Origin of the sequence: Nonomuraea sp. NPDC049709 (genome assembly GCF_040674815.1) — a bacterium.
Classification (GTDB): domain Bacteria; phylum Actinomycetota; class Actinomycetes; order Streptosporangiales; family Streptosporangiaceae; genus Nonomuraea.
Map to the genome: position 1 here is coordinate 34,683 of NZ_JBFANM010000045.1, position 22,520 is coordinate 57,202.

A 22,520-nucleotide genomic window follows, 5' to 3' on the forward strand; every position below is an offset into this window, starting at 1 on the left:
GCCCCGTCGACCGGCGTTCTTCCTGGTACCCGTGGTCCCAGGAAAACCGGACGAATGGCTGGTCAGGCCGGTCGGCCGGAGGCTGGGCACATGACGACGACACTCATCACAGGTGCGAACAAGGGACTGGGCTTCGAGACCGCCCGCCGGCTCATCGCCGCGGGCCACACCGTCTACGTGGGCAGCAGGAACCCCGAACGCGGCCGCCTGGCCGCCGAGCGGCTGGGCGCGCGGGCGGTCCTCCTCGACGTCACCGACGACGCCTCCGTCGCCGCCGCGGCGAAGGCCGTCGAGGCGGACGGCGGGCTCGACGTGCTGATCAACAACGCCGGCGTCGAGGGACGGACGGAGAACGGCGGCGTGATCGGCGCCGCGGAGCTGACCGCCGACCGGATGCGGACGCTGTTCGAGACGAACGTCTTCGGCGTGGTGCGCGTCACGCACGCGTTCCTGCCGCTGCTGCGGCGCTCCGCCGCGCCCGTCGTGGTGAACGTCAGCAGCGGCCTGGGCTCGATGGCCCGGGTCACCGCCGCCGGCACGCCGACGTACGCGTATCCGGGGGTCGCCTACCCGGCGTCGAAGGTCGCGGTCAACATGCTGACCGTGCAGTACGCCAAGGCGTTGCCGGAGCTGCGGATCAACGCGGTCGAGCCCGGCTTCACCGCGACGGACCTGAACGGGAACACGGGCACGCAGACGGTCGAGCAGGGGGCCGAGATCATCGTCCGGATGGCCCTGATCGGCTCCGACGGCCCCACCGGCGGCTATTTCGACGCCGATGGCCCGCTCCCCTGGTGACCCCGCACGGCCGGCCCGCACCCGGGCCGGCCAGGGGCTCACCTCAGTGGCAGCCGCCCGTGCCGCAGCACGATCCGCCGGCCTGCGGGAGCAGGTCGACCTTGCCCCCCAGCTCGTAACCGGCCTCCACCACGGCGGCGTCGATCAACGCGACGTCGAGCGGCGCCGCGCTCGTCACGGTCACCGCGCCCGCCGCCAGATCCACCTCGACGCCGCTCACCCCGGCCACCTTGCCCACCTCAGCGGTCACCGCGTTGACGCAGTGGCCGCAGGTCATGCCCTCAACCTGGTACGTCGTGACGGTCATGGATCTCTCCTCACTCTCGGCTCCTTGACGGCACTATATACCCCCCCAGGGTAAATACGCATACTTCAGCCCCCCTCGGAAAGAGGGGTGGAAACACGCAGCCCAAGGGGGAGTACACATGCTGGACGGCAAGACCATCGCTTTCCTGGTCGCCCCTGAAGGGGTCGAGCAGGTGGAGCTCACGGAACCCTGGAAGGCGGTCAAGCAGGCGGGCGGCACGCCCAAGCTCGTCTCCACCGCCTCCGGCCGGATCCAGGGGTTCAACCACCTGGACAAGGCCGACAAGTTCGCCGTCGACGAGACGGTGCCCAACGCGGAGGCCGCCTCGTTCGACGGCCTCGTCCTGCCCGGGGGCGTCGCGAACCCGGACTTCCTGCGGACGGTGCCGGAGGCCGTCCAGTTCGTCCGGGCCTTCTTCGACTCGGGCAAGCCGGTGGCCGCCATCTGCCACGCGCCCTGGACCCTGGTCGAGGCGGACGTCGTCCGCGGCCGTACCCTCACCTCCTGGCCCAGCCTCCAGACCGACCTGCGCAACGCCGGGGCGACCTGGGTGGACAAGGAGGTCGTGGTGTGCACGGACGGGCCGAACATGCTGGTCACCAGCCGTAAGCCGGACGACCTGAAGGCCTTCTGCCAGGCCGCGACCGACGCCTTCGGCGGCTGACCCGAGCGCTCGGGCCAGGGCTCAGCCCAGAGCCCGGGCGAAGGCCCAGGTCTCAGGCGAAGGCCCAGGTCTCAGGTGAAGGCCCAGGTCTCAGGTGAAGGCCCAGACGAGGGCTCAGGCGAGGATGGCGCGGGCCAGCCCCCGAACCGAGGACTTGAGCCGTGCCACCCCGCCCTCGGCCATCACGTGCCGGGCCAGGTCCGCGTCGAACGACCCGAGCAGGGCGTGGGCGGCGAACTCCGCGTCCAGACCCGGCCCGGCCTCGGCGATCAGCGCCGTCACGTGCGCGTGCCACCGCAGATAGGTGGGATCGCGGTACTTGTCCTCGGCGCACGCCCGCTCGTGCGCCGCGAAGAGCGCCAGGTTGCGCTCCGCCAGTTCGGCCAGCTCGTCCAGGAAGGCGAGCAGCCGCTCCTCCGGCGGCGAGCCGGGCCCGAGCGCCGACCCGGGCGACTCGATGGCCTGCGCCAGCGCCGAGGCCCGCTCGGCGAGCAGCTCCTGGAACAGCCCGGTCCGGCTGCCGAAGCGCCGGAAGAGCGTCCCCTTGCCGACCCCCGCCGCCGCGGCCACCCGGTCGAGCGAGATGTGCTCGGCGCCCTGGGAGGCCAGCAGCTCTTCCGCCGCACGCAGGATCGCCTCCCGGTTGCGGGTCGCATCCGATCTCACGCACGCCCTCCTCGGTTGCAAGCGGACCGCCGGTCCTCATAGTATCCCGCCATCGAAGCGGACCGACAGTCCGCATGCTCGGAAGGCGGAGTGAGACATGCGCGCATTGGTGGCCGGCCCCGGAGCGAGGGGACGCCTGGCGGAGGTTCCCGAGCCCGTGCCCAGCACCGACCAGGCCCTGGTGGAGGTGCATCACGTGGCCGTCAACCACAGCGAGCTCCGCCACATGGGCCGGTTCCCGGCCGGCACGGTGCTCGGCTACGACGCCGCCGGGATCGTGATCCGCCCCGCCGAGGACGGCACGGGCCCGGGGGCGGGCGCCAGGGTGGCGGCGTTCGGGGCAGGGGCGTGGGCGGAGCGGGCGGCGTTCGGGACGGACTCGCTGGCCGTCGTACCTGAAGGGGTGAGCCTGGGGGCGGCCGCCGCGCTGCCGATGGCCGGCATCACGGCCCTGCGCGCCCTGCGGGCGGCCGGCGTGGGTCCGGGCTCGCGCGTGCTGGTGACCGGCGCGTCCGGCGCGGTGGGACGGCTGGCCGTACGGCTCGCCGCCCTGGCCGGCGCGTACGTCATCGCCTCCACCCGGCGCCCGGTCCCCGCCTGGGAGGGCCTCGCGGAGCCGGTGACCGGCCTCGACGGCATCGACCCCGTGGACGCGGTCATCGAGCTCGTGGGCGGCCCTACCCTGGTGACCGCGTGGGGCCTGCTGAAGCCCGGCGGCAACCTCCAGAGCATCGGCTGGGCGGCCGGGCAGGCGGCCGTCTTCCCACCGGACTCCACCTTCTCGCTCGGCGCGGCGAGGTCCCTGCACTCCTTCGGCGACGTCGCCGCCCCCGCCGCCGACCTCGCCCACCTCCTCGGGCTGATGGCCACCGGCGAGCTGTCCGTCGAGGTCGGCTGGCACGGATCCTGGGAACGCCTGGAGGAGGCGCGAGCGGCCCAGCTCGACCCCGCGACCGCCGGCAAGGTCACCCTGGCGGTCGGCCACCACCGGGCTGACGAGATCGAAACCCTCGTGTAACGCCTTGTCCCCTGGCGCGAAATGGTCTAGACGTAGACCAAAAGGAGCGTCCTCCACGCCCCCAGGGAGACCTCAATGACCACTGAAGAGGATTCCAGGCGACTCGCCGAGCTCGGTTACAAGCAGGAGCTGGCCCGCACCTGGAGCGGTTTCTCGAACTTCGCCATCTCCTTCTCGATCATCTCCATCCTCGCCGGCTGCTTCACCACCTTCGGACAAGCCTGGAACAACGGCGGCCCCATCGCCATCTCCTGGGGCTGGCCGCTGATTTCCCTGTTCATCCTGATCATCGGTTTCTGCATGTCGGAGCTGGTGTCGGCATATCCGACGGCGGGCGGCATCTACTGGTGGGCCGCCAAGCTGGGCAAGCCGATCCACGGCTGGTTCACCGGCTGGCTCAACCTGATCGGCCTCATCGCCGTCACCGCGTCCGTCGACTACGGTTGCGCGACCTTCCTCAACATCACCCTCAACCGGCTGACCGGCGGCGCGTGGGAGGCCACGCTTCCGCAGGCGTTCCTGCTGTTCGTGATCGTCCTGGCGCTGCACGCCGTGATCAACATCTACAGCCACAGACTGATCTCGCTGCTGCAGAACATCTCGGTCTGGTGGCACGTGGCCGGCGCCGCGATCGTGGTCGCCATCCTGATCTTCGCCCCGGAGAACCACCAGTCCGCGAGCTTCGTCTTCTTCGGCACCAACAACAACTCCGGCTTCGGCGACGGCTCGGACGGGCTGCCCTTCTGGCTGTACGTGCTACCGCTCGGCTTCCTGCTCACCCAGTACACGATCACCGGCTTCGACGCCTGTGCCCACGTGTCGGAGGAGACGCAGGGTGCGTCGAAGAGCGCGGCGCGCGGCCTGTGGCAGTCGATCTTCTACTCGGCCATCGGCGGGTGGATCCTGCTGCTGGCCTTCCTGTTCGCCGCCACGAACGTGGACGAGATCAACAAACAGGGCGGATTCGTCGGCGCCATCTTCGAGACCGCGCTCTCGTCCCCGCTGGCCACGGCGATCTTCGCGATCTCCACGATCGGCCAGTTCTTCTGCGGGATGAGCTGCGTGACGTCGATGTCGCGGATGACGTACGCATTCTCGCGCGACGGGGCGGTGCCCGGCTGGCGGCTCTGGTCCAGGGTGGACCGCAACCGCACCCCGGTGAACGCGATCATCGCCGGCTGCGTCGCGGCCGCGCTGATCACCCTGCCCGCGCTCTACGCCCCTCCCGGCCTGACCACGCCGGTCGCGTTCTACGCCGTCGTGTCGATCGCGGTCATCGGGCTCTACCTGGCGTTCCTCATCCCGATCTGGCTCCGGCTGCGCATGGGCGACGCGTTCCAGCCCGGCCCGTGGACGCTCGGCAAGAAGTACAAGGCCCTGTGCTGGATCGCCTGCGTCGAGATCGTGATCGTGTCGATCTACTTCATCATGCCGTTCTCGCCGGCCGGCGTGCTGGGCAACGCGGACTTCACCTGGACGTCGGTCAACTACGCGCCCATCGCGGTGGGTGTGGTGCTGATCGGGATCGCCCTGTGGTGGGCGCTGTCGGCCCGGCACTGGTTCACGGGTCCCCGCCGCACGATCGACGAGGTCCCCGTCAAGTAGGAGCCGTCAAGTGAGAAGCCGTGGGTACGGCCCGGGCGGGCCGTACCCACAAGCAGGTCAGGCCGGAACGCCCCAGCTGAGCCGGTCCGTCGGCCACGTGCGCTGCGGCTGGCGCTTGAGCAGGCTCTCCTCAGGCGTGCCCACGGCGCAGCGGGTGCCGTGCGGGGGCACCTTCAGCGAGATGAGGTACTCGTCGATGATGTCCGTCTGGCACTTGTCCTTGCCGTAGATGCGGTGCCCCCAGCCCTCGTACGTGAGCAGCACCGCCTTGGAGCCGAGCTGGCGGGCCGCGTTGGCCGACCAGATCCACGGCGTGGCGGGGTCGTGCAGCGAGTTCCCGAGCAGCAGCGGGGCGTCGCCGGTGTACTTCAGCGAGTGCGGGGGGTTGGTGGTCGGGTAGTTCATGCAGATCGGCAGGTCGTCGATCGGGTACGGGTGGTACCGCGTGTCGGGCGCGAGCCGGTTGGAGACGTGCATGAGCGCGGCGTACTCCGTGTAGTTGCGCAACCGGAGGTTGTAGTCCTGGCAGAGGATCGCGGTCGGCAGGTACGCGACGTCCCCCTCCACCGGGCCACGACCGGGCAGCGGCGGCACCCAGTCCGGCGGCTCCCCGCCGGCCAGCCAGTTGATCGTCTGGCTCAGCGTGTGCCAGTCGGGCCCCTCGTTGCCCAGCGCGGCGTTGTAGATGACCTGCAGCTCGGTCATCTTCTGGCCCGTGCTCGGATACGTCAGCTCACCGCGCCGGGCCTTGTCCAGCAGGCCCTTCCAGATCGCGCGGATGTCGCGCCCGTGCAGGACACAGCTCGGGTCCTGGTCGCACCAGCCGACGAACTGGTCGAACGCGTCCTCGACGGCGAGCGCCTCCGTGGCGAGGAAGCCCTCGACACCGAGGCTGTGGTCCATGTTGCTGTCGAGCGCGAGTGCCCGGACCCGGCGCGGGAACAGCTCGGCGTACATCTGCCCGATCAGGGTGCCGTACGAGATGCCGTAGAACGTGAGCTTCTCCTCGCCGAGGGCGGCGCGGAGGGCGTCCATGTCACGTGCGACGTCGACGGAGTCGACGTGGTCGTACAGAGCACCGGTACGGGTCCGGCAGTCCGCGTGCAGCTTCTTCGTGAAGGCGTTCCAGGCGTCGAAGTCGGCCTGGCTCTTCATGACCGTGTGCGGCATCTGGTTGTAGACGGACGCCGAGCAGATCACCGGATTGCTGCGACCGACACCCCGGGGGTCGAAGCCGACGATGTCGAAGCGCCGCTGGAGCTCCTCGGTGTAGGAGCCGGGGGCGCCGTAGACGGCCTCCACACCCGACCCGCCCGGGCCCCCGGGGTTGATCACCAGAGATCCGACCCGCGCCGCGGGGTCGGTGGCCTTGCGCCGGGCCACGGCGATGTCCACCTTCGGCCCGTCCGGCTTGGACCAGTCGATCGGGACGGTCAGCTTGCCGCACTCGGCGCTGGGCTCCTCCTCACAGGGCGCCCAGGCGATGCTCTCCGCGGTCGTGCCGGTGGCCGCGTTGGCCGCCGAAATCGGTAACGCTGTCGCCAGCGCCAGGAGAGCGGCGGCGAGCATGGAAACTCTTCTTCGCACAATGCTCCAATCTTCAGTCGATCCCCCCGTCGGGGCGTGTGACCAAAGCGGATCATTGCGTATTTCGGCGGATGGGCAGGAAGGAATGACAATATTTCCTCCCTGAGGATGACCTCGGCCGTCAGGTCGCCTCGAACGCCTCCGCGGCGGCGGCCCGCACCTCGTCCATGGTGACAGCGTCCATGGTGGCGGCGTCCATGGTGGCGGCGTCCTTGGCGGCGGCGCCCAGCTCACGCTTGAGCGAGGTCATGTCCACGTCCGGCATCCCGCAGGCGACGGCCCAGTCCCACGGCGTCAGGTCGCCGTCGACGTTGAGCGCGAACCCGTGGCTGGTGACGCCCCGGCTCTGCCGCATCCCGATCGAGACGATCTTGCGCCCTGTCTCGGCCGTCCAGACACCGGTGAGCAGCTCGGACCCGGGCGGCGTGTCCCGGCGCTCGGCCGGCAGGCCCAGCTTGCCCAGCGCCGCCACCAGCCGCAGCTCCACCTCGCGCACGTAGTCGACGATGCCCTCGCCCTCGTCGAGCTTGACGATGAGGTAGCCGACGAGCTGGCCGGGCCCGTGGTAGGTGAGCTGGCCGCCGCGACCGGTCTCGACGACGGGGATGCCGCGGCCCGGGTCGGGCAGGTGGGAGACCGGGGTGCGGCGCCCGATCGTGTAGACGGACGGGTGGCTCAGCAGCCAGAGCGTGTCCGGCCGCTCGTCCCGTTGGCGCTGCCCGACCATGTCGGTCATGCGTTCCATCGCCTTGTCGTAGTCGACGAGCTCATCCTGGATGAGCGTCAGCGGCCTAGCCCTCATGCCTCGAGGATATGCCGGGTCCCGGACCCGAGCGCACGGACCCGAGCGCACGGCCCCCGGACCCCTCGGTGGCCTCAGTAGGTGGAGACCTCGATGAGGTTGCCGTCGGGGTCGCGGAAGTAGACCGACGTGATCGTGCCCTGCGCCCCCGTACGCGGGACCGGGCCCTCCTCGACCGGTACGCCGCAGGTCTCGAGGTGCCGCACGACCTCCTCGATCGGGACGGCGCTGATCAGGCAGAGGTCGGCGGATCCGGGCGTGGGACGGGCCGCCTTCGGGTCGATCTCCGCGCCCGCCCGATGCAGGTTGATCTTCTGGACGCCGAAGCGCAGGGCGTGGCGGCCGCCCTCGAACGCCACCGGCTCCATGCCGAGGACCCGGCTGTAGAAGGCCATGGTCCCGTCGATGTCGGTCACGGTGAGGACCAGGTGGTCGAGATGGTCGATCCGAATCACCTGACCAATCTACGAGCCCGGAGCGACGGCCGCTCCGGAAGGCCGGCCGCGGAGGAGTGAACCGGCAGGCGGGCGGTTGACGTCCAAGGCGGTGTGAGACCTACCCACAAGATCGGCATCGCCATGGCGGCGGTCGCGACGTGCGCGACAGCCTCCGTGGTGCCCGGCATGGTTCCGGGCGCGGCGGACGGCGGGGCACGCCGGAGTCCGAGCCAGGGCCAGAGCGCCTGCCCCCAGCGATGGGACGGCGGGGCGATCGGCGGCTGGGTGCCGGCCCCGTCCGGCCTCGACGGCGCCGCGGACTCGCTGGTGCCCGGCAGCCCGGTCAGCGCGCTGATCTGCGCCTATCCGGGAAACACCCGGTCGGGCGGGCTGGCCGGATCGCGGACCCTGACCGGCCAGGCCACGGCGATGGCCCATGACCTGGGCTACCTTCCGGTCGGCACCGAGGGCGGCGAGATCCCGTGCACGCTGATGGCCGGACCGGCGACGAACTACCTCGTCCGGTTCGCCTACCCCGACGGCCGGGGGTTGTGGCTGGGCAGCGCCGAGGAGGTGAACTCCTGCGTGACGACCACGAACGGCACGGCACTCAGCCACGTGTACGTCGGCGACAGCCTCACCGCCGCCTACCGTACGGGGACGTGGCGCCTCGACCAGCCCGAGCGGCCCTGCCCGGGCTCGCTCGGACGGCGGGGACAGAACGCGCGGATGGTGCCCGAAGGACCGGTCAAGGTCGTGGTGTGCCGGATCGGCCGGCACGACGAGCCGGCCCGCCGGACGGAGTACGGGACGAAGCAGGCCCATGAACTGGCGGCGGCGCTGAACTCGGTGGCCGCCGGGCCGAGCCGGAACGCCTGCCACCATCTCCGCGGGGGGAGCGGCGGCCGGTTCGAGGTGCTCTTCGGCTATGCGGACGGTCCCCCGGCCTCCGTCCGCGTCACCACCGCCTGCCGGCCCTCCGCGAACAACGGGCTGCTCGAAGGTCATCTGGACGACAGCGTCCGCGACCGGGTGGTACAGCTCGCGCCACCATGAAAATGGCGCGTCCGCGGAAATTCGCGAACACGCCATCGTTCACCGCCGGAGCTTTCTACGCCCTGCCCCATTTACGTTCGGAGCAGCGGTCCAGACCCCGGTAGGCGACGCAGACCTTGATTCCGAGGTAGGTCTTCTCCGGCGGGTTGAAGGTGTGGAACCAGCGCGTCCCGCACGACTTGTTCCAGTAGTGCCGCACCCTGCCGTATCCGTAGACGTGCAGGACCACGGCCCGCCGGTCGTTGCAGCTCTTGTCCCAGAGCTGGAAACGGTCCCCGTTGTGGTGGAAGGCGCCATAGGCGCCCCCGACCTCGGCGCTGACGTTCTTTCCGGCCGACTCGGCGGCCCAGGCGGCCGCGGCCGCCGGCGGCATCGCGCTCGCCGCCAGTACGGCCAGGCTCATCGTCATTCTTCTGGCGATTCTCCTGGACATTTCCTCTCCTGTCCCCGTTTGCTGGTACAGAAGAGCCTTGTCCAATGAGGCCGGAACGTCATTGATGACCCGTGCACATGGGTTTGCGACCGGTGCACGGACCATTCCCCCCGGCGATTATGCGGCCGTCCGGTAGCCCTTCGGCTCTTCCGGGACGAGGATCCACATCGCGACGTAGACCACCCAGAGCGGTCCCGGAATGAGCGACAGCAGCAACCAGAGGATCCGTACGAGGGTGGGCGGCAGCCCCATCTTGTCGGCGAGACCGCCGCAGACGCCGGCCAGGATCCTGTGCTCTCGTGAGCGGTACATGCTGTTCCTCCGTGTGGTTTTTCGACCTGTCTGGAGAACGGATGGCCAGCTCCAGGGACTCCCGTCAGGAACCCTGAGAAAACCCTGTAAGGGTCAGCCACTCATGTGCCATGCCCAGATGTCGGCTGGTCAGTCCATGCCTGGGATCCACATGGACGAGCAGGAAATCATCGAGCCCCTGATGCACCCTGAGGTATTCCTCGTCCTCCGCCCACACCTGGTCGTCGAACCAGACGAACGGCCGCCGGCCCGCGTACTCCGCCACGTGCCGCGTCTTGAACATCTCCCCGTGCTCGCTCGGCATGTCCGGGCTCATGGAGATCACGGGAAGCGAGGGCAGGCCGATCCTGGGCGCGATCCAGTCGTTGGCGTGGTGCTCCCAGGTGGTGGCCCAGACCAGCTCGGAGCCGGTGGTCAGGGCCAGGTCGAGCAGCCGGCGGCCGTGCCGGGGGTTCAGGTGCACGGTGTAGACGTCGGTGCCGACCGTGCACCTGTATCGCCGGAAGTCCGGGGTCGGCCGGCCCATCGGGTTGAGCACGCCGTCCACGTCGAGCAGGAGCAGGGGTTTCACCTGACGGCTCCGACGCCCCGATACTCCTGCGGGCTGATGCCCCGTACCCGCTTGAAGGCCGCGCTGAGCGCGAACGGGCTGCCGTAGCCGACCTTCCTGGCCACGGAACCGATCGTGGCGTCGGGCTCGCGCAGCAGGTCGGCGGCCAGCGCCAGCCGCCAGTCGGTGAGGAAGGCCATCGGCGGCTCGCCCACCAGCTCGGTGAAGCGCCTGGCCAGCGAGGCCCTGGACACGCCCACCTCGGCGGCCAGCGCGGCGACCGTCCACGGGTGGGCGGGGTTGTTGTGCAGCATGCGCATGGCCTTGCCCACCACGGGGTCGCTCATCGCGCGATACCAGGCGGGCGCCTCGTGCGTGGCGAAGTGCGCCCGCAGCACCGCGATGAGCAGCAGGTCCAGCAGGCGGTCGAGGACCGCCTCCTGGCCCGGCTCATCCTTGACGATCTCCGCGCCGAGCAGCGAGATGATCGGGTCGCCCGGCTGCACGATCAGCTGGGGCAGCGCTTCGAGCAGCCGCCTGCTGACCTCCCCCTCCAGGTTGTAGGTGCCGGTGAGCAGCACCGTGCCGCCCTCCGGGTCGTTGCCCCAGGTCCGCACGCCCAGGTCCATGGCCTGGTAGAGGGACACGCCGTCGAGCGTGGTGCAGTGCTGGCCGGGGTGGATGACGATCTGCGGCTCGGTACGGGGGTCGTCGGCCACGGTGTACGGCTCCGGCCCCCGCGCGATCGCCACCTGGCCCGGCTCCAGGCGCACGGGCTCGCCCCCGTCGAACGTGATCCACGACTCGCCGCGGACCTGCGCCATCACCGACAGCGGGGCCTCGTCCTGGATGCGCAACGACCAGGGCGGATCCAGGATCGAGCGGAGCAGGAAGGCGCCGCGCGCTCTCGGGCCGTCGAGTAGCGCCGCGAGCTGGTCCATGGGCTAGACGATCGCATATGGGATTGCGCTTCTCAACCATGGAGAGTCTTATCGGTATGGGGACTTACTAGATGCATGACGATTTTGGTGCTCGGCGGCACCGGAAAGACCGGCCGCCGCATAGCTGACCGGCTCACCGCGCTCGACCTGCCCGTACGGATCGGGTCCCGCTCCGGCACGCCGGCCTTCGAGTGGCAGGACCGCTCCACCTGGCCTGCCGCTCTCGACGGCGTCACGACCGTCTACCTGTCCTACTACCCCGACCTCGCCTTCCCCGGCGCGTACGACGACATCAAGGCGTTCACGGAGCTCGCCGTGCGCAGCGGCACGCGGCGGCTGGTCCTGCTGTCCGGGCGGGGTGAGCCGGAGGCGCAGGCCAGCGAGCGGACCGTCCAGGAGTCGGGCGCCGAGTGGACGGTGCTGCGCTGCAGCTGGTTCATGCAGAACTTCAGCGAGGACTTCCTGCTCGGCGCGGTCCTCGACGGCGTCATCGCGCTGCCCGCCACGGACGTCCCCGAGCCGTTCCTGGACGTCGAGGACATCGTCGACATCGCCGTGGCGGCGCTCACCCAGGAGGGGCACGCGGGCCGGCTGTACGAGCTGACGGGGCCACGGCTGCTGACGTTCGCGCAGGTGGCCGCCGAGCTGTCCGCGGCCACCGGCAGGGAGATCACCTTCGTCCCCGTCACGACCGACGAGTACATCGCCTCGGCGGTGTCGCACGGGGTCACGCCCGAGGAGGCGGCGGGCCTGAGCCATCTGTTCACCGAGATTTTGGACGGCCGCAACGCGAGCCTCACCGACGGCGTGCACCAGGCGCTCGGCCGCCCGGCCCGCGACTTCGCCGACTTCGCCCGGGCCAACGCCCAGGTCTGGAAGCGCTAGCCCCTGGCCCCGCGAGAACACCTGCGGGGCCGCCGATTCCGCTAACCTCACCCTCGTCACTCCCGCGTGCTCGAAAGGTGTAGTCGTGATCGGCTGGCTTGAAGCGGTGGTTCTGGGGTTGATCCAGGGGCTCACAGAGTTCCTGCCGATCTCCTCCAGCGCCCACATCCGTGTGGTCTCCGCTTTCGCCGGCTGGCAGGACCCGGGGGCGGCGTTCACGGCGGTCATCCAGCTCGGCACGGAGACCGCCGTGCTGATCTATTTCCGCCAGGAGATCTGGGAGATCATCTCCACCTGGACGCGCTCCCTGTTCAACAGGGAGCTGCGCGGTCACTGGGCAGCGCGCATGGGCTGGTTCATCATCGTCGGCACGCTGCCCATCGGCATCCTCGGCCTGACGCTGAAGGACCAGATCGAGACGAGCTTCCGCGACCTGCGCCTGGTGGGCACCACGCTGATCGTCTTCGCCCTCATCCTGTGGTTCGCCGACCACACCGCCCGCAACAAGCTCACGCTGGAGAAGCACCTCAGCTTCACCCACGCCGTCATCTACGGCTTCGCGCAGTCCCTGGCCCTGATCCCCGGCGTCTCCCGGTCCGGCGGCACCGTGACCGCCGGTCTGCTGCTCGACTACCGCCGCGAGGACGCCGCGAAATACTCCTTCCTGCTGGCCATCCCGGCCGTGCTGGCCTCCGGCCTGTTCGAGCTGAAGGACATCGGCGAGGGCCCGGCCCCCGAGTGGGGGCCGACGATCCTCGCCACCGTCATCTCGTTCATCGTCGGCTACGCGGCGGTGGCCTGGTTCCTGCGCTACATCAGCACCCACCGCTTCACCGCCTTCGTGATCTACCGGATCATCCTCGGCTTCTTCGTGATCCTCGCCGTCACCGCAGGCTGGATTCCGGCTCAGGGCTGACGCGCGCCGCCGCCGGATAGTACGCCGCCCACGCCCCGTCGCCCATGCGCAGGATCTTCAGCCCGGTCCAGCCCAGCCCGGCGACGGGGACGACCCAGAACGGGACGGTCAGCGGCCCGTACGGCACCAGGAACCCGCCGAGATATCCGGCGGCCACCACCAGCGGCACCCACCACCCGACGAACCCGGCCCGCCACACCGCCACGCACAGCAGCGGCAGGCCGATGAACCCGAAGAACATCCACGGCATCTGGAACCCGAACACCACTCCGGGCAGGTTGAGCATCTCGTCGAGGATGCGCTGCGTCTCCTGCGGCGAATAGCGCTGCCCCAGCCACCACTCCACGGGATCGCTGAGCAGCAGGCCGGACAGCTGCAGATAGCCGAGCACCGTGAGCACCCCGCTCACGTGCCCCAGCCGCGTGGCCCTGCGCCTGGTCAGATGCACCAGGCCGAGCACGGCCACGGCCATGAGCATCCAGCTCCAGTGGTAGAGGACGGACTGGGTCTGGGCGAGCGCGGGGTTCGCGCCGTAGCTGACCGACTCCCGGTCGTCGCCCCAGGTGCCGGGATCGACGACGACGGCGACGGCCTGGAGCAGCGGGGCCACGATCAGCAGGACACCTGCCGTGACGCGGCGAAAGGTCACCTGGTCCTTGAACATGCCGCCGACCGTAGGCTCGCCCGCCCCGGGACGTCGTCCGCCTGTGGGGCGACCGGCCATCCCCTGGAAGGCGGAGAAGATCAGAGCGAACGGGGATAGCGGCTGCACAGCGCGAAGACGACGGCGAAGAGGGTCCAGGCGGTGACGTACGCGACCGGGTGGGCCCACGCGTCGCCCATGAGGTCGGCCAGCGCCTGGCGGCCCTCGAAATAGATCGCCAGCCCCGCCACCGCCCCCGGGACGGCGCCCCACCACCGCTGCCACCACACCTCGTACGCGACGACCTCGAACACCACGAGCGCGACCGGCCCGAGCAGCAGGAACTTCAGCCCGGGCGGATGGGACAGGAGCGAGGCCAGCACCATGACGGCCACCGCCGAGCCGCCCGTCAGCAGGACGACGGCGGCGAAGGGCGCGGGCTCGTTGCGCGGGTCCTCGACGGGCGAGGAGTCGGGAACGCCGGGTGCGGGATCGTCGCGCGGTTCACGGTCGTCTGGCACAACCGCCATTGTGGCCGACAGCACCGCGCGGCGAACCCCTACCAAAGGAGGTCACACAACTACCGGAGTACGTGGCGCCACGGGGCGGCCTGGGCCGGCGACACAAGTCCCCCTGGTCGCGCCGAACGTCCGGCGCTACCTGACCGGCACGCTCACCTTGGCGGAGATCGCCACCCCCCGGTAGGTGACCAGCGTGAACAGCAGCGCGACCAGGGCCAGCCCGGTGGCCAGCACGACCACGCCGATCCGGCCGTAGGTCTCCAGCGCCGCCCCACCGGCCAGCCCCGCCACGAACAGCCCGAAGTACTGTGCCGACGACAGCAGCCCCAGCCCGATCGGCACGCTGCCCGGCACCGCGGTGACGGTCCTGAACTGCTGGGCCGGCGCTACCATCCAGCCGACCGCGCCCCACAGGAACCCCCACGCCATCGCGACGGGCAGCGACACGTTGGCGACGGGGATGAGCGCCAGGAACACCACGGACGCGCTCAGGCCGAACAGGATCATCCGGCGCGGCCCGTACGCGTCGGTGAGCCGCCCGCCGAGCATGTTCCCCACGATGCCGCCCAGCCCCCACGCCCACAACAGCGCGGGCAGCGGCAGGTCGAACATCGACCCGATGTACGTGTACGCGCTGAACCCCGCCGCGAACATCAGCAACTGCGTGACCATCACCGCCAGCACCCGCCGGTCCCGCAACGGCTCGAACCGCTCCCGCAACCGCCCCGACGCCGGGATGTGCACCTCGGGCACCAGGGCCGCGACCCCGACGAGCCCGAGCACCCCGAGCCCGGCGACCATCCACAACGTGGCCCGCCAGCCCGCGGCCTCCCCCAGCCACGTGCCGAGCGGCACCCCGATGGCCGACGACACGCTCAATCCGCCCATCACCAGCGCCAGCGCGCGCCCGCGCCGCTCGGGAGCGGTCAGCGCGTTCGCCACGGCCGACGACGTGGGCGTGAACATCGCCGCCCCCGCCGCCGCGATCACCCGGGTCAGCATGACCAGCGGGTACGTCGGGGCCAGCGCGGTCAGCGTGTTCCCCGCCACGAACACGCTGAGGGCCACCAGCAACAGGGTCCTGCGCGACATGCGTGCGGTCAGAGCGGCCAGCAGGGGCGACAGCACCGCGTACGCAAGCGCGAACACGGTCATGAGCTGCCCCGCGGCGGACCGGGAAACCCCCAGGTCCGCGGAGATGGGCGGCAGCAGCCCGGCCGTCACGAACATGCCCGTACCGATCGCGAAATTCCCGGCGGCCATCGGATAGAGCCGTGAACTCATGAACCCTCCAGCAAAAAGTTGGACGCACATCAAACTGTCTCATAGTTGGATCGTTGTCAAACAATCGGACGGAGGTAGGCTTCAGCCATGCGCCTGCTACCTCATCCAGCCACGGAGGACATCGAGCTCACAGAGGTCCTGCGGGCGCTCTCGGAGCCCGTACGCCTGGAGATCGCCGTGCGCCTCGACGCCGCCGGGGAGATGACGTGCACGGTCGCCGGGGACGACCTCGGCGTGCACAAGTCGACCGCCTCGCACCACTACCGCACGCTGCGCGAGTCCGGCGTGGTCCTCACCAAGCAGGAAGGCCGGCTGAAATACATGAGCCTGCGCCGCGACGACCTGGAGGCCCGCTTCCCCGGGCTGCTCGACACGGTCCTGTCCGCCGCCCGCAGGGTTCCCGTCCCGGCCCATGCGGGTCGCTGACGCGGCCGCGGGGCTGCCCATCCGGCACGTCCTGCCCGAGCTGCTGGCCACGCTCGACCGGCACGGCAGCGCGGTGCTGACCGCCCCGCCCGGCACCGGCAAGACCACCGTGGTCCCGCTCGCCCTGGCCGAGACGGGCCTGCGCGTCCTGGTGGCCGAGCCGCGCCGGCTGGCCGTCCGCGCGGCGGCCCGCCGCATGGGCGTCAGCCACACGATCAGGGGCGAGCGGCACGTGGGCGCGAACCCCATGGTCGAGGTGGTCACCACCGGCGTGCTGCTGCAACGCCTGCAGCGGGACCAGGAGCTGGCCGGGGTGGACGCGGTCATGCTCGACGAGTGCCACGAGCGCCACCTCGACGCCGACACGGCGCTGGCCTTCCTCCTCGACGTACGCGACACGCTCCGTCCCGACCTGCGCCTGCTGGCCACCTCCGCCACCGCCGACGCCGGGCCGTGGGCCGAGCTCATCGGCGGCCCCGTCGTCGCGGCCACCGGCGACGCCCACCCCGTCGAGACGATCTGGGCCCCGCCGTCCCGCCCGGTCGCCCCGCCGCACGGCCTGCGCGTCGATCCCGCGTTCCTGTCCCACGTGGCCTCGATCGTCCGCCGGGCGCTGGCCGAACGGGACGGCGACGTGCTGTGCTTCCTGCCCGGCGTGGGCGAGATCGCCAAGGTGGCCGGGATGCTGACCGGTGAGGTGGAGCAGCTCCTCCAGGTGCACGGCCAGGCTCCGCCGCACGTCCAGGACGCCGTGCTGTCGCCCGGGACGGGCCGCAGGGTGGTGCTGGCCACGTCGGTCGCCGAGTCGAGCCTGACCGTGCCCGGCGTGCGGGTGGTGGTGGACTCGGGGCTGGCCCGCGAACCGCGTACCGACCACGCCCGCGGCCTCGGCTCCCTCACCACGGTCCGGGTCTCGAAGGCGTCCGCCACCCAGCGCGCGGGGCGGGCCGGCCGCGAGGCGCCCGGGACGGTCTACCGCTGCTGGTCGGCGGCCGACCACGCGCGCCTCGCCGAGCACGCCCGGCCGGAGATCGCGCTCGCGGACCTGACGGGGTTCGCCCTCCAGGCCGCCTGCTGGGGCGCTCCCGGCGCCACGGGCCTGTCCCTGCTCGACCCGCCCCCGCCCGCCGCCCTGTCCGCCGCCACCCGCACCCTGACGGCCCTCGGCGCCCTCACCTCCGCTCCCTCCCGTACGCCCCTCCCGGCCGCCCCTGCCCCGCCCGCGGGCGGGTCCGGGATCGACGGCCTCGGGGAGCCGGAGGGCGCGGCCGGATCTGTCCAGGTGACGGACAGGGGCCGCCGGATGGTGCTGGCCGGGGTGCACCCGCGCCTGGCCAGAGCCCTGCTCGACCTCGGCCCGGACGCCGCCGAGGTGGTGGCCCTGCTGTCGGAGCAACTGCCCCGCGACGCGCCCGACGACCTGGTGGAGGTCTGGCGGCTGGCCCGCCGCGGCGGCACCGGTTTCGCGTCCCGCTGGCGCCAGGAGACCGGCCGCCTGCGCCGCGCCCTGCCCCGTTCCCGGCACAGCGGGGGCGGGCCCGGTGACGCGGTGGCCGGGATGGCGGTGGCGCTGGCGTTTCCCGAGCGGGTGGCGCGCCGGCGCGGCGGCGGCTACCTCATGGCGTCCGGCACCCAGGCCCAGCCGGCCGAGGGCTCCAAGCTCCAGACCGCCGAATGGCTGGCCATCGCGATCGCCGACCGCCCCACCGGCTCGGCCTCCGCCCGGATCAGGCAGGCCGTCGTCATCGACGAGGCCACCGCCAGGCTCGCGGTCGGCACCACGGTCGAGGACGAGGTCAGCTGGCGCGTCCCGCCGGGCGGGCGCCGCGGCGACGTGTCCGCCCGCAGGGTCGAGCGCCTGGGCGCGATCGAGCTGTCCGCCACCCCGCTCAAGGACGCCGACGTGCGCGAGGCCATCCTGTACGGCCTGCGCACCGAGGACGTCCTCACCTGGACCGGGCAGGCCAGGAACCTGCGCGACCGCCTGGCGTTCTGCCACCGCGCGATCGGCGCCCCCTGGCCCCCGATGGACGCCCTCGTCGACCTGGCCGACCAGTGGCTGGAGCCCGAGCTGTCCCGGGCCCGCCGCCGCGCCGACCTGGAACGCATCGACGTCGCCGGCGCGCTGAAGCGCCTGATCCCGTGGAGCGAGCGCCTGGACCAGGTCGCCCCGGAGCGCATCGAGGTCCCGACCGGCTCGAACATCCGCGTGGACTACTCGGGCGAACAGCCGGTGCTGGCGGTGAAGCTGCAGGAGCTGTTCGGCCTGCAGGAGACGCCGCGGATCGCGGGCGTGCCAGTGCTCGTCCACCTGCTCTCCCCCGCGGGCCGCCCGCTGGCGGTCACGGCGGACCTGGCCTCGTTCTGGCGCGACGGCTACCGCCACGTACGCGCGGAGATGCGCGGCCGCTACCCCAAGCACCCCTGGCCGGAGGACCCGCTGACCGCGCCGCCCACCCGCCGGACGAAGGGACGCTCATGACGGGCCGGGCGCCGGCACGGCTTCTCCACGGTCGGCGCCCCCTCCGCGTCCACGGCTCAGAAACCTGAGGCTCACGGCACGAGGCCGTCCAGCGTCGGGTTCTCGACGACGGGATAGCGCTCGCTCCCGACCCCCACGTCCTTGAACCCGCTGGACGTGGCGACGCAGACGACGGGCCCGTCGAAGTCGCGCCGCAGCCTGCGGTGCCCGGCCAGCCCGGCCGCCCCCGACAGCTCCTGCCACATCCCCTGCCGGGCCAGGTCGTGCTGCGCCCGCCGCATCTCCTCGTCGGTCACGAGCACCGCCTCGCCGCCGCTGTCGCGCACGGCCGCCACGCCCCGGTGCCCGCCGACCGGCCCCGCCAGGCTGTACGCCTCGGTGGGCCCGAGCTCGACGATCGCGGCGGGCGCCCCGGTGGCCAGCGCCTTGGCGTGGGGCCCGCCGGCGGCCGACTCGCAGGAGAACATCCGCGGCGCCTTCTCCGCCAGCCCGAGCAGCCGCAGCTCCACGAACCCCTTCCAGATCCCGTACAGCAGCTCGGCGTATCCGGTGGGCACGAAGACCGCCGCGGGCACCTCCCCGAGCTGCAGGAACAGCTCGTACGCGATCGTCTTGTAGCCCTCGGGCCCGAACGGGTGCCCGGTGTGCGTCACGGTCTGGTTGCTGACCGGGTGGTAGCCGAGCCGGTCGACGACCTCCCGCAGCAGCGGCCAGCGCGCCTCGACCGGGACGGACACGACCTTGGCCCCGTACGCCCGCGCGAACGCCTGCACGGCCGGCGGCGACTCCGCCGAGGTCAGCACGATCGCGGGCAGCCCGGCCCGGGCCGCGTAGGCGGCGGCGGAGGCCCCGTGGTTGCCGGAGGAGGCCACGACCACGCCCGGCGCGCCGCACGCGACGGCGGCGCTGACCGTGACGCGGTTGAGCCGGTCCTTGTGCGACCACGTCGGGTTGCGCGACTCGTCCTTGATGTAGACGTCACCGAGCTGAACCAGCGGCGTGCCGCCCTCGCCCAGCGTGGGCGCCTCCAGCGGCGGCAGCAGCGGCGCCCACCGCGCGAGGTCGGGGCCCGGCTCCTGGCCGAACAGGCCCCGATCCACCTTCGCGTAGTCGTAGACGACCTCCAGCGGATAGGCCAGCTCGGCGGTGCTGGTCTTGGGGCAGCCCCGCGTCAGCGGCGGGAACAGCGGGAACTCGGCCGAGGGGTCGCCCAGCGAGCGCTGGCGGAGGGCAAGCGAAGGTTGGTTCACGTGGATCGACCCTATCGAGCCTCGCAACCTAGAGTGAAAAGCTGCACACTCTAGTCATGTTGTGGGCAGGCAGGTCCGCCATCGAGATCGCGAGGGCCGTCCGGCACGGGGATGTCAAGGCCACCACCGTCGTCGAGGAGCACCTTCACGCCATCTCGGAGCGAGATTCCAGAGTAGGGGCGTTCCGGCTGGTCAGGGAGCAGGCCGTGGACGAGGCACGGCTGCTGCAGAAGCGGCGCGACCTGACCGACCTGCCGCTGGCCGGCGTGCCGGTGGCGGTCAAGGACAATCTCGAGGTGGCCGGCGAGGCCACACGCGGCGGGTCGGCCGCCACCTCCGACGCGCCGGCGCCCGAGGACCACGCGACCGTGGCCCGCCTGCGGGCAGCCGGCGCCGTGGTCGTCGGCCTGACGAACCTGCCGGAGCTGGGGCTCGTGGCGTTCGGCGACAGCGCGTACGGCATCGTGCGCAACCCCTGGAACCCCTCCCGTACGGCCGGCGGCTCGTCGGCGGGCAGCGCGGCGGCCGTGGCGGCGGGCATGGTGCCGCTCGCGCTCGGCAACGACGGCATGGGCTCGCTGCGCATCCCGGCGGCCTGCTGCGGCGTGCTGGCCATCAAGCCGGGCACCGGCCTGGTGCCGCCGCCGGCGAACGACTGGGAGCGGCTCACCGAGAACGGCCCGCTGGCCACGACCGTCTCGGACCTGTCGCTCGCGCTGTCCGTGCTGGCCGCGGACCCGTCGCTGGCGGAGGCGTGGCGCGGCGGCCGTCGGGTCGAGCCCCCGCCGCGCATGCTGCGCTCGGTCTGGGCGGACGACGACGAGGTGTGGGAGCCGCAACCGCCGCCGGCCAGCCCCGAGCCGTTCGACCTGCGGGTGGCCTACGCTCCCCAGCCGCTGCCGCCCGGCCTGCCGATGGACAAGGAGTTCCGGGCCGCGGTGCGCGGGGCGGCCGAGACGCTGCGGCTGGCCGGTCACACGGTGGTCGAGCACGAGCGCAGGCTGCCGGCCTGGCTCGGCCCGGCCACGATCGCGACGTGGCTGATCAGGGCCGCCGAGGCCGCCGAGGGCCTGGAGCGCGGGCGGCTGGAGCGCCGCACCCGGGGGCTGGCCCGCGCGGGCCGGGTGCTCGGCGCGCTCAAGCTGGACGGCGTACGCGGGCGCGAGCGCTGGAGCGGCTACGGCGCCGACCAGTGGTTCGGCGACGCCGACGCGCTGATCACGCCCGCCCTGGCCGCCATCCCGCCGAAGGCCGGGCGCTGGGGCGAGCGCGGCTTCCTGCGCAACGCGGGGAGCAACGTCCGGTACGCCCCCGCCACCGGCGCCTGGAACATGTGCGGCTGGCCCGCCATCACCGTCCCCCTCGCCACGCACTCCAGCGCGCTGCCCATCGGCGTGCAGCTCATCGCCCCGCCCGGCGGCGAGCCCCACCTGCTGGGCCTGGCCGCGCAGCTCCAGGCGGCCCACCCGCCGCTCCGGCCGCCCGGCTTCTCGTTCTGATCCATAACAATCGCTTCTGTCGATCAGAAGGTCTATCTCTTGGACTTATAGGTTTCGCCTCGGCACCCTGGAAAGGAGACGTAAAGAGGGATTAATCATGCGATTTGTGCTGCACCGGAACGACTCCGGATACGACGCCGAACGAACCGGCTTCCACCTCCTCTCCTCCCACCGGCCCGACCTGATCGTCCCCGCCGCCACCCCCGAAGAGGTTCGGCAGGCGGTGGCCCGCGCCGCGGCCGAGAGCCTGCCCGTCGCCGTCCAGGCCACCGGGCACGGCGTGCCCCTCCCCGCCTCCGGCGGCCTGCTCATCACCACCGGCCGGATGAACGCCGTCACCGTCGACCCCGCCACCGCCACCGCGCGGATCGAGGCCGGCGTGCGCTGGGACCAGGTCATCGCGGAGGCGGCCCGCCACGGCCTGGCCCCGCTGTCCGGCTCGTCCCCGGTCGTGGGCGCGGTCTCCTACACGCTGGGCGGCGGCCTCGGCCTGCTGGCCAGGCGCTACGGCTACGCCGCCGACCAGGTGCGGGCCGTGGACGTCGTCACGGCCGACGCCGAGCACCGCCACGTCACTCCCGGCAGCGACCCCGACCTGTTCTGGGCGCTGGTGGGCGGCCGGGGCAACTTCGGCGTGGCGACCGCGCTGGAGATCGGCCTGGTGCCGGTCGATCGGTTGTACGGGGGCGCGCTCTACTTCGGGACCGACCTGGTCGAGACCGCCCTGCACACCTGGCGGGGCTGGACCGGGTCGCTGCCGGACGAGATGACCTCCTCGATCGCCGTCATCCCCTTCCCCGATATCGAGCAGGTGCCGGCGCCCTTCCGCGGCCGGACCGTGGCCCACGTCCGCATCGCGTACACCGGGGACGTGGCGGAGGGCGAGGAGCTCGTCCGCCCCCTGCGGGCGATCGGCCCCCGGCTGGTGGACACGGTGGGCGAGCTGCCGTACACCGCGTCGGCCGCCATCCACAACGACCCCACCGAACCGGCCGGCTACTTCGCCACGCACTCCCTGCTGCGCGAGCTCCCGCCGGAGTCCCTGGACGCGCTGCTCGGCGTGCGCGGCGTGATCGAGGTGCGCCACCTCGGCGGCGCGCTGGCCAAGCCCCAGGGCGCGCCCAACTCGGTGGGCCACCGGGACGCGGCCTACTTCGCCGCCGTCCTGTCCCCCGGCCTCGCCCCCGGCACGGACCCGCGGGCGCTGCGCCCGGTCCACGAGGCCGTCAGGGAGGCGCTGTCACCGTGGGCGACGGGCGGCCGGGTGCTGAACTTCCTGTACGGCGAGAACGCCGGCCCCGACGAGGTGCGCAGGGCGTACGAGCCGGCCGACTACGAGCGCCTGACCGCGCTCAAGTCCCGCTGGGACCCGGCGAACCTGTTCCGCCTGAACCACAACATCCCCCCGGCCTGAGCCGGCCGGAGGGACGCTGTGCTC

At 71.8% G+C, this 22,520-nt stretch carries 24 protein-coding genes; 11 read left to right on the top strand and 13 right to left on the bottom strand.

Annotation, left to right across the window (positions count from 1 at the left end; genetic code table 11):
* Positions 1-90 precede the first annotated feature (90 nt).
* A complete protein-coding gene (locus tag AB0J69_RS37305) occupies positions 91-798 on the top strand; it encodes an SDR family NAD(P)-dependent oxidoreductase (protein ID WP_364127485.1) in 708 nt (235 codons plus the stop codon).
* Between the two features lie 43 nt (positions 799-841).
* Here the strand turns inward: AB0J69_RS37305 and AB0J69_RS37310 are convergent, their stop codons facing one another.
* Positions 842-1,105 carry a cation transporter gene (locus tag AB0J69_RS37310; RefSeq protein ID WP_364127488.1) on the bottom strand — a complete coding sequence of 88 codons (264 nt, stop codon included), beginning with the start codon at positions 1,103-1,105 and terminating at the stop codon, positions 842-844.
* 118 nt (positions 1,106-1,223) lie between these two features.
* On the opposite strand from AB0J69_RS37310, the gene AB0J69_RS37315 reads away from it, so the two are divergent.
* Positions 1,224-1,769, top strand: a complete 546-nt coding sequence (locus tag AB0J69_RS37315; RefSeq protein ID WP_364127491.1) for a type 1 glutamine amidotransferase domain-containing protein — start codon at positions 1,224-1,226, stop codon at positions 1,767-1,769.
* A gap of 114 nt (positions 1,770-1,883) precedes the next feature.
* Here the strand turns inward: AB0J69_RS37315 and AB0J69_RS37320 are convergent, their stop codons facing one another.
* Complete coding sequence (locus tag AB0J69_RS37320; protein ID WP_364127494.1) at positions 1,884-2,435, bottom strand: helix-turn-helix domain-containing protein; 552 nt, start codon at positions 2,433-2,435, stop codon at positions 1,884-1,886.
* A gap of 97 nt (positions 2,436-2,532) precedes the next feature.
* Here AB0J69_RS37320 and AB0J69_RS37325 point away from each other — a divergent pair, with 97 nt between their 5' ends.
* Positions 2,533-3,453 (top strand): zinc-binding dehydrogenase, encoded by a 921-nt coding sequence (locus AB0J69_RS37325; RefSeq protein WP_364127497.1) that lies wholly within the window; start codon positions 2,533-2,535, stop codon positions 3,451-3,453.
* Between the two features lie 75 nt (positions 3,454-3,528).
* A complete protein-coding gene (locus AB0J69_RS37330) occupies positions 3,529-5,058 on the top strand; it encodes an amino acid permease (RefSeq protein WP_364127500.1) in 1,530 nt (509 codons plus the stop codon).
* Positions 5,059-5,115: 57 nt separating this feature from the next.
* Here AB0J69_RS37330 and AB0J69_RS37335 read toward each other — a convergent pair whose 3' ends face one another.
* From AB0J69_RS37335 to AB0J69_RS37345, 3 genes are all read right to left on the bottom strand, one after another.
* Positions 5,116-6,627: an alpha/beta fold hydrolase gene (locus AB0J69_RS37335; RefSeq protein WP_364127503.1), complete on the bottom strand. Its 1,512-nt coding sequence runs from the start codon at positions 6,625-6,627 to the stop codon at positions 5,116-5,118.
* Between the two features lie 139 nt (positions 6,628-6,766).
* Entirely contained in the window at positions 6,767-7,447 is a 681-nt protein-coding gene (gene lipB, locus AB0J69_RS37340; protein WP_364127506.1) for a lipoyl(octanoyl) transferase LipB, read from the bottom strand.
* 74 nt (positions 7,448-7,521) lie between these two features.
* Entirely contained in the window at positions 7,522-7,902 is a 381-nt protein-coding gene (locus tag AB0J69_RS37345; protein WP_364127508.1) for a VOC family protein, read from the bottom strand.
* Positions 7,903-7,995: 93 nt separating this feature from the next.
* Between AB0J69_RS37345 and AB0J69_RS37350 the strand changes: the two genes are divergently transcribed.
* Positions 7,996-8,940 (top strand): hypothetical protein, encoded by a 945-nt coding sequence (locus AB0J69_RS37350; RefSeq protein WP_364127511.1) that lies wholly within the window; start codon positions 7,996-7,998, stop codon positions 8,938-8,940.
* A 55-nt stretch (positions 8,941-8,995) separates the two neighbouring features.
* On the opposite strand, the gene AB0J69_RS37355 is transcribed toward AB0J69_RS37350, so the two are convergent.
* The 4 genes from AB0J69_RS37355 to AB0J69_RS37370 all read right to left on the bottom strand — a co-directional run bounded on the left by AB0J69_RS37355 (position 8,996) and on the right by AB0J69_RS37370 (position 11,176).
* The gene (locus AB0J69_RS37355) at positions 8,996-9,373 is read right to left on the bottom strand and encodes a hypothetical protein (protein ID WP_364127513.1); all 378 of its coding nucleotides are present in this window, start codon (positions 9,371-9,373) and stop codon (positions 8,996-8,998) included.
* 117 nt (positions 9,374-9,490) lie between these two features.
* A complete protein-coding gene (locus AB0J69_RS37360; protein ID WP_364040628.1) occupies positions 9,491-9,685 on the bottom strand; it encodes a PspC domain-containing protein in 195 nt (64 codons plus the stop codon).
* 64 nt (positions 9,686-9,749) lie between these two features.
* Positions 9,750-10,256: an HAD domain-containing protein gene (locus AB0J69_RS37365; RefSeq protein WP_364127516.1), complete on the bottom strand. Its 507-nt coding sequence runs from the start codon at positions 10,254-10,256 to the stop codon at positions 9,750-9,752.
* Complete coding sequence (locus AB0J69_RS37370) at positions 10,253-11,176, bottom strand: AraC family transcriptional regulator (RefSeq protein WP_364127519.1); 924 nt, start codon at positions 11,174-11,176, stop codon at positions 10,253-10,255. Before AB0J69_RS37370 ends, AB0J69_RS37365 begins: the two co-directional genes overlap by 4 nt.
* Positions 11,177-11,251: 75 nt before the next feature.
* Here AB0J69_RS37370 and AB0J69_RS37375 point away from each other — a divergent pair, with 75 nt between their 5' ends.
* Both AB0J69_RS37375 and AB0J69_RS37380 read left to right on the top strand, forming a co-directional pair.
* Positions 11,252-12,061 (top strand): NmrA family transcriptional regulator, encoded by an 810-nt coding sequence (locus tag AB0J69_RS37375; protein WP_364127522.1) that lies wholly within the window; start codon positions 11,252-11,254, stop codon positions 12,059-12,061.
* A gap of 85 nt (positions 12,062-12,146) precedes the next feature.
* The gene (locus AB0J69_RS37380; RefSeq protein ID WP_364127525.1) at positions 12,147-12,977 is read left to right on the top strand and encodes an undecaprenyl-diphosphate phosphatase; all 831 of its coding nucleotides are present in this window, start codon (positions 12,147-12,149) and stop codon (positions 12,975-12,977) included.
* On the opposite strand, the gene AB0J69_RS37385 is transcribed toward AB0J69_RS37380, so the two are convergent.
* The 3 genes from AB0J69_RS37385 to AB0J69_RS37395 all read right to left on the bottom strand — a co-directional run bounded on the left by AB0J69_RS37385 (position 12,946) and on the right by AB0J69_RS37395 (position 15,425).
* A complete protein-coding gene (locus tag AB0J69_RS37385; protein ID WP_364127527.1) occupies positions 12,946-13,641 on the bottom strand; it encodes a hypothetical protein in 696 nt (231 codons plus the stop codon). The genes AB0J69_RS37380 and AB0J69_RS37385 overlap by 32 nt on opposite strands.
* An 80-nt stretch (positions 13,642-13,721) precedes the next feature.
* Positions 13,722-14,141: a hypothetical protein gene (locus tag AB0J69_RS37390; RefSeq protein ID WP_364127530.1), complete on the bottom strand. Its 420-nt coding sequence runs from the start codon at positions 14,139-14,141 to the stop codon at positions 13,722-13,724.
* Between the two features lie 135 nt (positions 14,142-14,276).
* Positions 14,277-15,425, bottom strand: coding sequence for an MFS transporter (locus AB0J69_RS37395; protein WP_364127533.1), 1,149 nt, complete (start codon positions 15,423-15,425; stop codon positions 14,277-14,279).
* 87 nt (positions 15,426-15,512) lie between these two features.
* Here AB0J69_RS37395 and AB0J69_RS37400 point away from each other — a divergent pair, with 87 nt between their 5' ends.
* Both AB0J69_RS37400 and AB0J69_RS37405 read left to right on the top strand, forming a co-directional pair.
* Positions 15,513-15,851 carry a helix-turn-helix transcriptional regulator gene (locus tag AB0J69_RS37400; RefSeq protein ID WP_364127536.1) on the top strand — a complete coding sequence of 113 codons (339 nt, stop codon included), beginning with the start codon at positions 15,513-15,515 and terminating at the stop codon, positions 15,849-15,851.
* On the top strand, positions 15,838-18,333 hold the full coding sequence (locus AB0J69_RS37405) for an ATP-dependent helicase C-terminal domain-containing protein (protein WP_364127539.1): 2,496 nt from the start codon (positions 15,838-15,840) through the stop codon (positions 18,331-18,333). The genes AB0J69_RS37400 and AB0J69_RS37405 overlap by 14 nt, the downstream gene beginning before the upstream one ends.
* Before the next feature lie 71 nt (positions 18,334-18,404).
* Here AB0J69_RS37405 and AB0J69_RS37410 read toward each other — a convergent pair whose 3' ends face one another.
* Positions 18,405-19,583, bottom strand: a complete 1,179-nt coding sequence (locus AB0J69_RS37410) for a pyridoxal-phosphate dependent enzyme (protein ID WP_364127542.1) — start codon at positions 19,581-19,583, stop codon at positions 18,405-18,407.
* Between the two features lie 56 nt (positions 19,584-19,639).
* Between AB0J69_RS37410 and AB0J69_RS37415 the strand changes: the two genes are divergently transcribed.
* Together AB0J69_RS37415 and AB0J69_RS37420 are read left to right on the top strand one after the other, a co-directional pair.
* Complete coding sequence (locus AB0J69_RS37415; protein WP_364127545.1) at positions 19,640-21,082, top strand: amidase family protein; 1,443 nt, start codon at positions 19,640-19,642, stop codon at positions 21,080-21,082.
* A 97-nt stretch (positions 21,083-21,179) separates the two neighbouring features.
* Positions 21,180-22,496 carry an FAD-binding oxidoreductase gene (locus AB0J69_RS37420; RefSeq protein ID WP_364127548.1) on the top strand — a complete coding sequence of 439 codons (1,317 nt, stop codon included), beginning with the start codon at positions 21,180-21,182 and terminating at the stop codon, positions 22,494-22,496.
* Positions 22,497-22,520 lie beyond the last annotated feature (24 nt).